We start from the raw sequence: 12,683 nt of genomic DNA, 5'->3' as shown, positions 1-12,683 counted from the left end.
CGCGTGTCTGCCGAAAGATTTGCGGGCTCGAACTTCGCTCTCCTTGACGCGTCGAGCCTGCGTGCCTCGAATGCGCCGGATGCTGGGTCAGAAACTCGAGCCGCTGATGCAGTCGATCGAGGAGGCCGCGGCCGGCCTTCTGTTCCCGAGCGAGTCGGACTTCCCGATCGAGGCCTACCGCTTCGGCCCCGAGGAGCCGTCGCCGGAGGTGTTGGTCCACGCGCGGGGCCTGCCGCTCGACACGCCCGTCGAGCAGACGACGGTGGCCTCGTTCTTCGAAGGCGTCGTCGAGGGCGACGACGACACGGCCGGCCGGTTCCGGGCGCTCGTCGACCTGCTCGAGCGCGAGCTCTCGGACCTGCGCGTCTACCGCGTGGGCAAGGTCGACATCGAGGCGTTCGTCCTCGGCCGGCACCCGTCGGGCGTCTGGCTCGGCGTGACGACGAAGCTCGTCGAGACCTAGTCCTTCCTCGCCTCGATCTGCGCCTGCACGTCCTCGTCCACGTCCGTGAGGAAGTCGTAGCCGGTGCGCCGCTCGATCTCGTCCACGGTCGTGCGGTACTTCTCCCAGCCCTCGCCCTGGATGCCCTCCTTGTTCGGCATCAGGACCGCCATCACCTCCGTCGACGCCGTCACGTCCTCGGGGCCCTCGCCCGGCTCGAGCACCACCACGATCTTGAAGTACGTGCTCGGCACCACGACGCCCTTGCCGATCGACCGCATGCGCTTCTCGCCGCGCCCGAGCACCCCGCCCGCCATCACGAAGAGCTGCTTGCCTTGCCGGCGGCCGAGCTCCTCGCAGCGCTCCTCGAGCCGCAACCACGGGCCTGCGTTGAGGTCGTGGTACTGCGGCAGGATGTTCGTCATCAGGAAGGTCGCGCGGTTGTCCTCGACCGAACGCGTCCGCTCCTCCGACCGCACCATGTGGCCCCGGTCGAAGCCCGAGTTCGTGTAGTCGTCGTGCGTGACCCGGTAGAACCCCGCGGGCAGCTCCGGGTCCGTGAGGAACTTGCCCTTGTGCCGTTGCACGTCGCCGAACCAGCCCGCCTCGATCTGCCAGCTCACCCAGTTCGCCACGTTCTCTTTGGTGTTGTACGAGAGCGCGTACTGCGGCTTGCGCATCAGGTGATCGTCCGAGGCATCGTCGTCCGCCGGCACCCCGAGCGCGAGATGGACACTCTCGCCCCCGGCCGTCGCGCCCGCCCCGCGCGCCGGCCGGCCCTTCGGGCGAGGCGCGGGCGCCGTCGCCGTCGCCGTCGGCCGCGGACGGCCCTGCCCCGCGGACCCCTGCGTGGCGAGCTCGTCGAGCCATCGGTCGGCCCGGCACGCATGCAAGAGCGCCCCCAGCCCGCCCACGAGCGCCACGAAGAGCGCGCCCCAAGTCCCCACCTTGCGACGCTTTCTGGATGCAGTCCGGCTCACGGGATCGCGCCTCGTTTCGTTGGGAACGCTATATCATGCTCTCCGAGCGCGTCCTCGCCGTCGAGCGCGGAGGCACTTCGGCTGCGCCCGGGAGCGCCATGGGGGTAGCAGAGGTGCGACGGAGCGCGCTAAGGTCGCGCGTGAACATGAACCGAGGGACGGCGACTTGAGGCGGATCCCCGGGTACGCCGTCGGCTCGTACTACAAGCTGGGGACTCCCCTGGCCGGGCTGAACGCGAACCCGATGCGCGGGCTCGTCTACCTCGTGACGAACCAGCGCAAGGAGCCCATCCCGAGCTCCATCCAGCACCCCCTCCACCCGGGCCGCAGCATGATGCGCCTGGAGACGCCCAGCGCCGCCTACGCCTACGTCGCCGACATCGTGGCCGTCCACGAGCGCGACGTCCGCACGGCCCTCGCCATCACGAAGCCAAACATCGCGCTCGTGCCGATCCCCGCGGCGAACGTGGTCCGCGGCAACCGCGCGACCGATCGATGGCCGAGCCGCGACCTCGCGCTCGAGCTCGAGCGCCTCGGCTTCGGCAAGGTCCGTCCCTGCGTGGTGCACAAGGACGCGATGCGCCCGCGCTTCAGCTACGAAGAGGACCCCGCGCACGATCTCGCGCAGAACCTCGTGATCATCGGCCGCCCGATGCCGAACGAGGCCGTCGTGTACGTCGACGACCTCGTCACGACCGGCGACCGCGTGGCCGCCATCGATCACGCCCTCGGCCAGCCGCCGAGCGCGGGCATCGTGACGACGGCCCTCGCCGAGGAGAAGACCCGCTACGACGCGTACAAGCTCCGCACCTTCGCGCTCGGCTACGAGCCGGGCCCATCGGCCTCCTCCCCCTGGAAAATCACCGTCCTCTGACTCCCCCTCTCCGCCGCGCGGAGAGGGGGCCGGGGGGTGAGGCGGGAGGCTACAGCAAAAACATCCCGAGAACCTCGCACAGCCGCCGATCCAGCGTCCCCCGCTCGATCACGCTCTCCAGCGTCGGCGCGTTCGCGAGCTCCTCCGCGCAGTGACCGAGCAAGGGGAACCCCTGCGCGGCGAGCGGCGCGAGTAACTCCTTCCGGGCGAGCACGTGCTCCATCAGCTCGATCTTCGTGCGCAAGACGCCGCCCCAGAGCTCCCGCGCGCGTGGCACGACGCCGAGGCGGCTCGACTCGATGAACACGAAGAAGCCACGCTCGCTGCGGAACCACTCCTCGACGTGCTTGACGATGCGGGAGTCCTCCAGCATCAGCGCCTCGCGCTCGGCGAGGATCCCCTCCCGGGCCGGATCGTCGTCCGCGAGGACCGCGAGGCGCGCCTCGATCGCCCCGAGCTCGCCCGGGATCTGCACGAGGCGCCGCCGCCAGATGGGCAGCTTCTCCACGAGCACCGGCGCCCCCACGTGCGTGAGCCAGAGCGGCGGCGGCAGGATGCAGCCCATCACGTCGGCCACCGTCAGCCGACGCTCGAACTCGGTCGCCGCCTGGATCCGCGGGCGGCCCGGACGCGCGTGGAACGTCGTCGCGCGGATGCCGGCCATGCTCTCCAGCACGAGCGCCGTCGGCATGCCGAAGTCGAGCCCGATCGGCGCCACGTACTTCTCCGCCGTCTCCTCGTGCGTCAGCGGCGCGGGCGCGCCGTCCGGGCCGAGGCGATCGGTGCCGCCGGAGTGGCCGTAGTCGTGGCCGAGCGCCGCGAGCAGGTCCCGCGCGAGCACCGACGCGGGCACGCCGCCCTCGAGCATCCGCCCGAGCGCGTCGCAGAGCACGGCCGCGATCGCGTCGAGGTTCGGATAGACGCGCATCGCCGCGGCCTTCACCTCCTCGGGCACGGCCGCGGCCTCGGGCCACTCGAGCAGGAGGAGGCGCAGGAGCACCTCGTCGTTGTGCAGGGTCGTGTGAAACGCGTTGTGGATCCCGAGGAGGCGCTCGACGCGACAGGCGCGGCTCTCCATGGCGCGGATCAGGCGCTCCATGGCGTCGAGGTCCATGCGGAAGCGCCGCGCGGCCTCGAGGTCGATGCCCTCCTCGAGGATACGGCGGCGGAGCGCGGGCGACTGGATCGGCCATGCGTTCGGGCTGATCCGCGTCTCGATGAAGGAGCGCAGCGTGGCCTCGTCGCGGCACGCGCTCGCGCTCAGGGCTTCACCACGGCCTCCCGTCATGGCGGAGCACTCTACCTGGATTTGCGCTCCGTGGGCGAATCCTCGGTAGCCTCACCCCCACCCCCTCTCCACTCCGTGGAGAGGGGAGCCAGAGGCCCTCTTCGTCCCCCTCTCCACGGAGTGGAGAGGGGGTTGGGGGGTGAGGCCTAATCGTCCACGGCGTCGCGGATGTTGGCGCCCATCAGCTTGGTCCCGCTCCGCGAGGCGCCGCTCAACGTGCAGCGCTTGAGGTCCGCGTCGCGCAGGTCGGCGCCGTCGAGCTTGGCCTTCGCGAGGTTCGAGCCGGCGAGCAGGGCGGCGCGGAAGTTGCCGTTCGTCAGGTCGGCCGAGACGAAGTGCCCACGCGAAAGATCGACGCGGCCCCCGATCACGCTCTGCAGGCTCGCGCCCTCGAACCGGGCCTCGTGCATGCGGGCCTGGCGGAGGTCGGCGCCGTCGAGGGTCGCGCCGTCGAAGCAGGCGCGGTCGGCCTGGACGCGGCCGAGGTTCGCGCCTTTGAGGAAAGCCCGCTTGAACCTGGCGCCCTCGCAGGTGGCGCGCGTCAGGACGGCGTTGTCGAGGCGGGCGGCCTCGAACGAGGAGCCGGCGAGCGTCGCGTTCTCCCAGGTCGAGCCCTTGGCGTCGATCTCCTGGAAGTTCGACTCCGTGAGGGACACGCCCTCGGCGTGGGCCTGATCGAGGCGCGCGCCCGAGAAGCTCGCGCCTTTGCCGTGGGCGTCGACGAGCTTGACCTCGGGCAGCACGGCCTTTTCGAAGACGGCGCCGGCGAGCGAGGCGCCGGAGAAGTCGGCGGCGAGCGCGTCGAGGGCGCGGAAGCTCGCGCCGTCCCAGGTGCCGCGGGCGAAGATGGGCGCGCGTCCGCGGCAGCCGTCGAAGCAGGCGCCGCCGCCGCGGGCGGACGAGAAGTTCGCCCCCTCGACGGTGGCGCCGTCGAGGCGGGTGTTCGCGAGGCTCGCGCGGGAGAGGTCGGCGCCCTTGAGGTCGGCGCCCTTGAGGTTCGCGCCGTCGAGGTCGGCGTCGACGAGACGGGCGTCGGAGAGGCGGGCGCCTTCGAGGTTCGCGCCGGTGAAGTTCGCGCCGCCGAGGTCGTGGCCGGAGAGGTTCGCGCCCGCGAGATCGAGCTTCGAGAGGTCGGCGCCGGTGACGGAGAGGCCGTGCAGCGGGTTGCGCTCGCCGGCGCGGAGGCGGGCGACGATGGTGGCGCGGATGCCGGTCTCCTCGACGGCGGGCGCGGGAGCGGCTCCCCGGGCCGAAATCGGGGCCAACGGCTCCTGCTCCATGGCGCGCCGGTCAGGGACGACGGGAGGCGGCGGCTGCACCATCGCAGGAGGCGCAGGGACGGCGGGAGGCGTTGGCTGTACCGGCAGCGATGGCGCAGGTACCGCGGCCTGCGTTGGCTGCACCGGCAGCGATGGCGCAGGTACGGCGGCCGGCGGCGCTTGCACCCGCAGCGGCGGCGCTGGGACGGCGGGAGGCGTCGCCTGCACCGTTACAGGAGCCGTAGGGACGACGGGAGGAGGCGCGTGCACCATCGCGGGAGGCGTTTGCACGACCGGAGGCGGCGGCGGCCTCACGCTCCCCGGCCCTCGATCCCGCTCGAACGGCGTCGCCGCCGCCCGTTTCGCTTCGAGCTCCGCGAGGTCGATCGCGCGTGTCGCGCCATCATCGTCCTCGAGGCGCAGCGGCCTCGGCGGGGGCGGGGGCGGCGGCGGCGCGCCGAGCGCGGCGCGGGCCTGCGCGGCGGCGCCCGACGGCGCGTTCAGGAACGGGATCGCCGGGCGCGACGGCGGCTCGTCCGGGTCGATGGCGCGCGTCTGCATCAGCGGATCGTCGTCCAGATCGACACGCGGGCGCGGCGGCGGCGGCGGCGTGTTCGGCGGCAGCACCGTCGGCGCGCCCGGGGGCCGCGGCTGGAACGGCAGCACCGCCTTCGCGGACGACTTCTCGTCCCGCAGCGGCATCGTCGAGAAGGCCTCGGCCGCCGGCAGCGCCGTCGTCTGGGGCAACTTCTTCGCGGCCGCGGGCATGACGGGCGCGGGCGCCGGGGCGCGCATCACCTCGGCCGCGTCCGGCCAGCGGATCGGGTTGCCCGGCAGCTCCACGTCGGCGAAGGCGCGCAGGTGCGGCACGGTCTCCAGCCGATCGAGCGCGAAATTGCCCCGGAAGACGAGCGACGCGAGCAGGCGATCGGCGTCGATCACCAGCAGATCCGCGATGAGATCGAGCTCGCGCCCCGGCGTCGGCCCGCCTGGCCCGACGAGGTACGTACACGCCTTCGCCCGCACCTGCGGCAGCCGCGACTGCACACGCGGCAGGCTCGGGTGCATGCCGTCGAGCACGATCCACTCGTCGCCGCGGAGGAACTCGATCTGCTGGTCGGGCGGCGCCGGGTTGAACCAGCGGAAGTCGAAGCTGTCGGGGATCTCGGCGACGACGCCGTCGAGCCGCTTGCGATCGACGTTGCCGAGCAGGCGCCTGCGATGGGGCCAGTACCGCCCGTAGGGCCCGAAGCCCGCCGTCCGCGTGGGGCCGTGGGCATCCACGAGGTTCGGCAGCGAGGGCGCGCCCGGGGCCACGCCGACCGGGTTGTCCTCGGTCTGCGCGGCGCGCTCGTAGATGAGCGGCATCCGATCGAAGGGGCGGGGCGACTGGGGCGCGTTCGCGGGGCGATCGCCGAAGACGTGCAGGGTTTTGTCGAGCAGGCCGCGGTCGCGGAAGATCGCGAGGCGCGCCGAGAGCGCGGGGACGGGCCGGCCGCCGGGCGCGCAGGCGTGGCCCGAGAGGATCACGCCCGCCGAGGGCAGGTACGGCGCGGTCTCGACGGCCTCGAGCAGGCTCGAAGCGGGGCTCTTGTCGCGCGTGCGCTCCTCGCGGACGAGGTCGAGGGCCGTCGTCGTCGGCCAGGCCGTGCGCTCGTGGGTGAGCGTGAAGGTGATCTTGACGAAAACCGTGACGCGCAGGACGCCGCCGCTGCGCCACAGCGCCGAGCCACAAGCGACGGGCTTGAGGGCAGAAACGGGGATCGGGAAAGGTGACGTGGAGGGCACTACCCGCGTTCCTGTAAAGGGGCTCTCGCCGCGTGGGAACGACGGTAGCCCCCCGAGGGAGCGCAAGGCAAGAGGCTTGTCCGGCTCGCGTGCACCTCACCCCCTCCCCTCCCCGCCGCCCCGGTCACCGTCCTGGGACGCTCGGTTCCCGGGCGCGTCGCGAGCCTTTGGCTCATTTTGCGTTGCCGACGAGCCGATTCGTCCGCGATTCTGACTTTCATGCAAGCAATGACGAGACGCGGCTCGGTCATGCTCGGCGTGCTGTTGTTGGGATTCGTCGGGGCAGGGATGACGGGTGCGTGCGAGTCGCCTCTCGATCCGGGTTCTCTCAAGTCGTGCCCGGCTCCACCCGACACGCCGACCGACACGCCGACCGAATGTGCGGCGGGGATGCCCGATCCGTGCATGCGTTACCGCATCCCTCTCCTCGGCAATCCGAGCATGGACCTCGCGCTTCGCGCGGAGTACATCGCCGCGTTCGGCGACGCTTGTTACATGTCCGACGGCGGTGCGTTCAACTGCTTCTACAAAACTCCGCAGGAAGCGTGCGACGCTGGCGTGCTGGTCGCAGAGGTCTTCGGAGCGGAGCCCTACGACAAGAACTACCCGGCATGCGAGCGTATCCCCGGCACGGAGAACTACTTTCGCCAGGTCGGGCCGGACCCCGCGATCCACATCGTCATCTATTATGAGCCCGCGCCGAGGCAAACGCCGCTCGTCGAGGTCGACGGCGTGCCGACGGAGGTGAGCGGGCCGTATCGCGACTTGCCCGAGCCGCCCACGGTCGGGCCGGGGCACAAGTTCAACAACTGTGACAGCGGCGTGCTCGGCGCCGATGGCAAGTCGCTCCTGCAGCACAAGTATATCCTCCAGGTCAACCGCAGAGCGCATGGCGGCGAGATCCACTCCGATCTCGCGGGCTTCAAGTGGCCTTGCGACGTGTACGACGCGAACTGCGAGAAAGTGTCCGCAGAGTGCGAGGAGCCGCTCGTGCTCTACGAGCAGGAGATCGACCCCCCGCCCTTCGACCCTGGTCAGCTCGCGGAGGTGAACCACGTCGTGCCCAGGGTGGACAAGCGCAGTTGCGACTGGGGCACGAACTCGAACAAGAACGCCGCCGTTATTTCGAACAAGCTCAACAACTGGCTTCGCAACAGAAACCCGCCGGTCGAGGAAGTAAAACGGGTCAACGCCGCGAAATCCTACGCGCCGTGACGCGCCCATGTTGACGCCCGGACAAACGAGGTCTAGGCGAGGCACATGGTCCTACGCAACCATCCCCGCGGACGCCTCGCCTTCAACCGTGACGCCATCGTGCGCGCCGCGCTGCGCGCCTACGTGGAAGCCCGCGTGGAAAGACTGGGGAGCGGTCTGTGGTATCCCGTCTGCGACTACTCGACCTGGACGGGCGACGTGCATCGAGGCGCCTTGCGGACTGACAGCGGTTGTGGCGACCGCGATGTCGTGGCCTGGACCGAGGCGGGCGTCGTTGGTCTTGCGTACGAGAAGGGGTTTGGCCCGATTGCTAACCTCGGCCTGACGCCTGACACGGTGACGGGTGGCCCAGAGGATGTGCGCCCGGCTGTGCCGGGGCTCCCCCCAGAGCTCGAACCAGCCTTTCAGTTGGCCGCCGGCATGCACGACACGACGAGCGATTTGTACACGGGGAAGTTACCGAACAAGAAAATGTATACGGAGAGGTTGGCCGGGGTCGGCTTCTGGCTCCACGGCGATCGTGTCGCGGGCACGCTCTTCGACGACCCGAAATGCCCGGGCGCTGAGCGACTCGTCCCCTGGGGCATGCTCCAGAACGGTCGCCTACCCTTCTGGGTCATCGGGGAGCTTGCCCCGCTCGCAGCAGAGCGCGCCCGAACGACCGAGGCTCCCATCCACGCGATCATCGACGCGGTGGTCGATCGGCGATTGCAGGGCCCCACGGAATTCACGCCCGACGAGCTCGCGACGCTCCTCGCCAAGCCGCCCGAGCCGAAGCAACTGCTCGGCGTTCAACGGCTCCTGCAACAGGTGGGCATCACCTGGCCCGGCTCGCCCGAGCTTCCCCCCGAGCCGCCGCTGCCGGATCCGCTCCTCAACCCCTTCACGGGCACACCCATGCCGAGACCGAAGCGGTGACGGCGGATCACACGGGCCCGCTCTCGCCGTCTACCGCCCGAGCCGCCCCTTCTTCCGCGCGTCCCGCCGGAACTCGAGGCATTGCCACGAGCCGGCCTGGAACTCGCGGCAGGTGCTCGCGCGGCCGTCGTAAATCGAGCAGATGCTCCGGCCCTCGGGGCGCGTGAGGTAGACGCAGGCGCCCTCGTCCGTCGTGGGGAAGGCCATCATGCCGAAATGCCCCTCGTCGACACGATCGGCGAGGTCGTGCCGGCCCTCCCTGCGCCAGAGGACGAGGTCCTCCGCCGTGAGGGGGATGTTCCCCTTGCCGGCTTCGCAGCAGGCGCCGCAACGGGTGCAATCGAGGGGCTCGCCCGTCTCGGGATCGACGGGCACCTCCCGCTCGCGCGCGAGCTCCGGATCGAGCGGGAGGTGGGTCTTTTCCATCAGGCCTTCAGGAAGGGGAGGATCTCGCTCATCACGCCGAGCTCGGCGGCGCCGTACTTGTTGTACCCGCCGTACCAGCCCTCGGTCGAGAGCTGCACGAGGCCGTACCCGCCGTAGCCGTCGGTCTCGTACTCGGCGGGGTCGAGGCCCATCGCCTGTAGCACGTTGCCGAGCCACTGGTTGTAGATGAGGCCGCAGTGGGAATCGACGAGGTTGTTCCCGTCCGCCTTGGCCGCCGACTTCTGCAGGTTCCGGTAATCGCAATAGTTGCCCGTCGTGAACCAGCCGTCGGCGCTGCCCGCCGTGACCACGGCCATCTCGAGGGGATCGTGCGTGACGCAGCCCGACTCCTGGGTCCATTGCACGAGGGAATGGTCGAGCACGGAGCCGCCGCTCGGGTCCTCCAGGGCGTCGAGCTTGGAGACGAGGTCGAGGTAGACGTCCTCGAAGAAGCGCCGGTTGCCCTCGAAGATGTACTCGTGCTGCGCGGCGCTCACGTTCGCCTGGTGCGCGACGTCCTGGTGCCAGTCACCGACGAAATTGGAGAAGTGGTCGCCGACGTTCATCGTGACGATCCGGGAGGTGTCGCAGGCGAAGGCCGCGACGATGACGTCGTTCATGAGCTGCCAGAACCGCTTCTGCGCCTCCGGGTCGACGGAGAACGAGGAGTCCCACTCGTCGATCGACGAGCTCCCGGGGACCTGGATGTCGCCGCAGGACGCGCTCACGTTGAGCTTGCGCTCGAGCTCGCTCACGCGGTCCATGTGATCGTCGAGGCGCTGCTTGTCCTTCGCGGAGAGGCGGCGGCTGCCGTCGCGCAGGCGCTTGTAATCCTCGAGCACGCGGTCGACGATCGCCGGGCGCGTCTGCCCGGGATCGGCCGGCGGCACGAAGATCTTGTTGAAGAGGGCGAGCGAGTCGTTCTCGGGCGTGATGCGCTGGATCTCGCCCGTCTGGTTGCCCGGGTTCGACCAGCCGTGCGACATGCCATTGCCGCCGATCACGATCGAGCGCTCGCGGATCGAGCTGAGCGAGGGGTAGAACTTGCTCGACCAGGCGAGGATCTGGTCGATCGTCTGCCGGGGCTTCGATTGCACGGACTGGCCGTCCGTGCCGTTGCCGTCGTTGTCCGCGTAGTTGCCGAGGTGCCCGCCGCGGTGGTGCGCCAGGTAAAACGTGACGTCGAGGCCGCGGAGCACGTTCATCTTCTGCACGAGCGTGCTCGTGAGCCGCGTGGCGTCGCCCGAGAGGACCGGGGACAAGGAGGCCACGCCACTTTCGACCTCGAGCGAGAGCGCGCCGCGCCGGACGTCGTGGCCGGCGTACGAGGCCGATTGCGTGAGGGTCGCCTCGTTCGGGTACATGCGCGGCGCCCAGACGCCGCCGTGGGGCGTCGCCAGCGCGACGAAGCGCTTCGGGCCGCCGGCGGCGTGCGCCGCCTTTTCATGGCCGAACAGCGAGGGGAGGAAAGGAAGCGCCAGCGTGAACCCCGCCGCGCCTCGGAGAAACATGCGTCGATTGGTCTTGAGGGACATGTCGATTCTCCAGGTTCCGGTGTCCACGCACCATCAATCTTCGAACGAGCGCACGCGGAACGCCTGGCTCCGCGCGATGGCCCTGAGGACGTCCGCCATGGGCTTGCCCTCGTCGAGGGCGAGCTTCACGTCGGAGAGCGCGCAAGCGTCGCGATTCAGGTCCTCCAGCCGCCCGAAGGTGAACCGGAAGTATTGCCGAGCGAAACAAGCATACGGCTTGGGGCTCTCGGCGACGAGGTTCGTGAGGTCCTCCGCGTTCATGGCGACGCGCTCGTCGCCGCTCTCGATCCGCGGCACGGCCTCGGTGTTCACGCTGGCCGTGCCCACGACCTCGCCCGTGTCGGGATCAAAAAGCGTCTGCTCGGCGCGGACGCGGCCGAGGGAGTCGAAGTTCTCGGTGGCGAAGCCGAGCGGGTTGATGACGACCTTGTGGCAACCGGCGCACGTGCCTTGCCCCGTGAGCTCCTCGACGACCTCGCGCGTGGAGAGGGTATCGCTGAGCTGCGGCGGGTTCGCCGCGGCGTTCGGCGGCGGGGGCGGGATCTCGTCGCAGAGCAGGGCCTTGCGGATGAACACGCCCTTCATGATGGGCCGCGTGTTCGCCGAGCCCGTGGCGAGGAAGGCGGCGCGGGTCAGGAGGCCGACGCGCTCCGGCTCGGAGAACTCCGGCGGCTCGCCGCCCGACCACACGGGGACGCCATAAAGGCTCGCGAGGTCCTCGGTGCGGGCGAACGATTTGCGGCTCGTCAAAAGGTCGCGGAACGTGCCGGGCTCTTCGAAGGTGTAATGAAGGGCCGCGTCCGTCACCTCGGCGAGCATGTGCTCGCGTAGATCGGGGCCCGGGGTGTAGCCGGCGGTGAACGCGTCGAAGAGGGGCGTGCCGACGCGCGCGTCGAGCTCCTCGAGCGTGGTGTTGTCGAGCCATTGCCCGAAGAGCTCGCCCATGGCCGCGCGGGTGCGCGGGTCGCTCCAGATGCGCTCGACCTCGGCCTCGTAGCCGGCCTCCGAGAGCAGGTCGCCGCTGCGCGCCGCCGCGAAGAGCTGCTCGTCGGGGAGGGTCTGCCAGAAATGGTAGGAGAGCCGCGAGGCGAGCTCGTAGGCGTCGAGCGGCGCCGTGGGATCGGAGCCGTCCTGCCCGTGCTCGACGAAATACATCAAGTGCGGCGCATTGAGGAGCAGCGCGACCACGTCGGCGTAGTCGGCGGCGTCGAAGGGGGCCGCGCCGGCCGGGCCTCGATAAAAGGCGACGTCCTCGTCCGTCACGGGCCTGCGCAGGGCGCGCTCGCCGAAGCGGCGGATCATGTCGTCGAGGCAGGCGTCGTCGTTCGCCGCGTCGGCGTCGGTCGCGCAGGCGCCCGCGAGCTCGGCGAGGCGCGAGGGCGAGGCCGTGACGGCCTTGCCGATCTGATCGGCCACGCGGTATGCGCCGTCCACGTGTTGCTGCTGGAGGGCTTGGTCGAGGCGCGTGAAGCCCGCGTAGTGTTTGTCGGGCCCGACGCGCTGATCGTCGGGCAACGTGGCGAAGAGCGGATCGGCCCCGCCCAGGATCTCCGCGGCCGCGCTGGGCACGGCGAAGCGCACCAGATCCGACACCGTATTGCGGTATTGCAGGTGGGAGAGGCGCCGGAGCGGCAAAGCCGCGGGCACCGCGCCTTCGTCGCATACGAAGGCCGTCGGCGTCGAGCCCTCCTTCCCACCCAGGGGATCGCCGATGATCCCCGTACAAGCGCCGGTGAGGGCGCCGAGTCCCAGAAGCCATGGCCACCGTCTTCGCATCATTTCCAAGGACCTCCTGGCAAGAAGCGGACGCGAGGCGTTCCCCCCGCGCACGAGGGCCCCAACGTATCTGCATCCGCGCGCGCGCGCCAGAGCGTCGAACGAAAGAAAACCGCGCCGCATCGCGCAATGGCGGCATTGTATTCCACCACTGGATCGGACAGGGCCCTTGACAGGGAGCC

The 12,683-nt window shown here is 70.3% G+C and carries 10 protein-coding genes; 4 read left to right on the top strand and 6 right to left on the bottom strand.

Translation table 11 applies throughout. The features are described 5' to 3' along the window. The first annotated feature begins 79 nt into the window (after window positions 1-79). Window positions 80-463 (top strand): nuclease A inhibitor family protein, encoded by a 384-nt coding sequence (locus tag GF068_RS14360; protein WP_153819971.1) that lies wholly within the window; start codon window positions 80-82, stop codon window positions 461-463. Here the strand turns inward: GF068_RS14360 and GF068_RS14355 are convergent. After that, entirely contained in the window at window positions 460-1,389 is a 930-nt protein-coding gene (locus tag GF068_RS14355) for a DNA/RNA non-specific endonuclease (protein WP_338046386.1), read from the bottom strand. The genes GF068_RS14360 and GF068_RS14355 overlap by 4 nt on opposite strands. A gap of 199 nt (window positions 1,390-1,588) precedes the next feature. Between GF068_RS14355 and GF068_RS14350 the strand changes: the two genes are divergently transcribed. Beyond that, window positions 1,589-2,296 carry a hypothetical protein gene (locus GF068_RS14350; RefSeq protein WP_153819970.1) on the top strand — a complete coding sequence of 236 codons (708 nt, stop codon included), beginning with the start codon at window positions 1,589-1,591 and terminating at the stop codon, window positions 2,294-2,296. 49 nt (window positions 2,297-2,345) lie between these two features. Here GF068_RS14350 and GF068_RS14345 read toward each other — a convergent pair whose 3' ends face one another. Continuing rightward, complete coding sequence (locus GF068_RS14345; protein WP_153819969.1) at window positions 2,346-3,584, bottom strand: hypothetical protein; 1,239 nt, start codon at window positions 3,582-3,584, stop codon at window positions 2,346-2,348. 146 nt (window positions 3,585-3,730) lie between these two features. Next, window positions 3,731-6,631, bottom strand: coding sequence for a DUF2169 domain-containing protein (locus tag GF068_RS14340; RefSeq protein ID WP_170319484.1), 2,901 nt, complete (start codon window positions 6,629-6,631; stop codon window positions 3,731-3,733). A 405-nt stretch (window positions 6,632-7,036) separates the two neighbouring features. Between GF068_RS14340 and GF068_RS14335 the strand changes: the two genes are divergently transcribed. Together GF068_RS14335 and GF068_RS14330 are read left to right on the top strand one after the other, a co-directional pair. Continuing rightward, window positions 7,037-7,846: a hypothetical protein gene (locus GF068_RS14335; protein ID WP_153819967.1), complete on the top strand. Its 810-nt coding sequence runs from the start codon at window positions 7,037-7,039 to the stop codon at window positions 7,844-7,846. A gap of 45 nt (window positions 7,847-7,891) precedes the next feature. Further along, window positions 7,892-8,764 (top strand): hypothetical protein, encoded by an 873-nt coding sequence (locus tag GF068_RS14330; protein ID WP_153819966.1) that lies wholly within the window; start codon window positions 7,892-7,894, stop codon window positions 8,762-8,764. 30 nt (window positions 8,765-8,794) lie between these two features. Here the strand turns inward: GF068_RS14330 and GF068_RS43560 are convergent, their stop codons facing one another. Genes GF068_RS43560 through GF068_RS14315 form a run of 3 tightly spaced genes read right to left on the bottom strand, consistent with a single transcriptional unit; the run spans window position 8,795 to window position 12,504 of the window. After that, window positions 8,795-9,190: a YkgJ family cysteine cluster protein gene (locus GF068_RS43560; RefSeq protein ID WP_170319483.1), complete on the bottom strand. Its 396-nt coding sequence runs from the start codon at window positions 9,188-9,190 to the stop codon at window positions 8,795-8,797. Further along, the gene (locus GF068_RS14320) at window positions 9,190-10,725 is read right to left on the bottom strand and encodes a DUF1552 domain-containing protein (RefSeq protein ID WP_153819965.1); all 1,536 of its coding nucleotides are present in this window, start codon (window positions 10,723-10,725) and stop codon (window positions 9,190-9,192) included. Before GF068_RS14320 ends, GF068_RS43560 begins: the two co-directional genes overlap by 1 nt. Before the next feature lie 33 nt (window positions 10,726-10,758). After that, window positions 10,759-12,504, bottom strand: coding sequence for a DUF1592 domain-containing protein (locus GF068_RS14315; RefSeq protein WP_170319482.1), 1,746 nt, complete (start codon window positions 12,502-12,504; stop codon window positions 10,759-10,761). Window positions 12,505-12,683 lie beyond the last annotated feature (179 nt).

This window comes from Polyangium spumosum, assembly GCF_009649845.1.
Taxonomy (GTDB): Bacteria; Myxococcota_A; Polyangia; order Polyangiales; family Polyangiaceae; genus Polyangium; species Polyangium spumosum.
The sequence above is the reverse complement of the archived record's forward strand: the minus strand, read 5'-3'. Positions and strand labels throughout refer to the sequence as shown.

Coding starts and splice junctions, on each gene's coding strand:
- GF068_RS14315 (WP_170319482.1), bottom strand. CDS start 12,504: ATGATGCGAAGACGGTGGCCATGGCTTCTGGGACTCGGCGCCCTCACC.
- GF068_RS14335 (WP_153819967.1), top strand. CDS start 7,037: ATGCGTTACCGCATCCCTCTCCTCGGCAATCCGAGCATGGACCTCGCG.
- GF068_RS14345 (WP_153819969.1), bottom strand. CDS start 3,584: ATGACGGGAGGCCGTGGTGAAGCCCTGAGCGCGAGCGCGTGCCGCGAC.
- GF068_RS14320 (WP_153819965.1), bottom strand. CDS start 10,725: ATGTCCCTCAAGACCAATCGACGCATGTTTCTCCGAGGCGCGGCGGGG.
- GF068_RS14330 (WP_153819966.1), top strand. CDS start 7,892: ATGGTCCTACGCAACCATCCCCGCGGACGCCTCGCCTTCAACCGTGAC.
- GF068_RS43560 (WP_170319483.1), bottom strand. CDS start 9,190: ATGGAAAAGACCCACCTCCCGCTCGATCCGGAGCTCGCGCGCGAGCGG.
- GF068_RS14360 (WP_153819971.1), top strand. CDS start 80: ATGCTGGGTCAGAAACTCGAGCCGCTGATGCAGTCGATCGAGGAGGCC.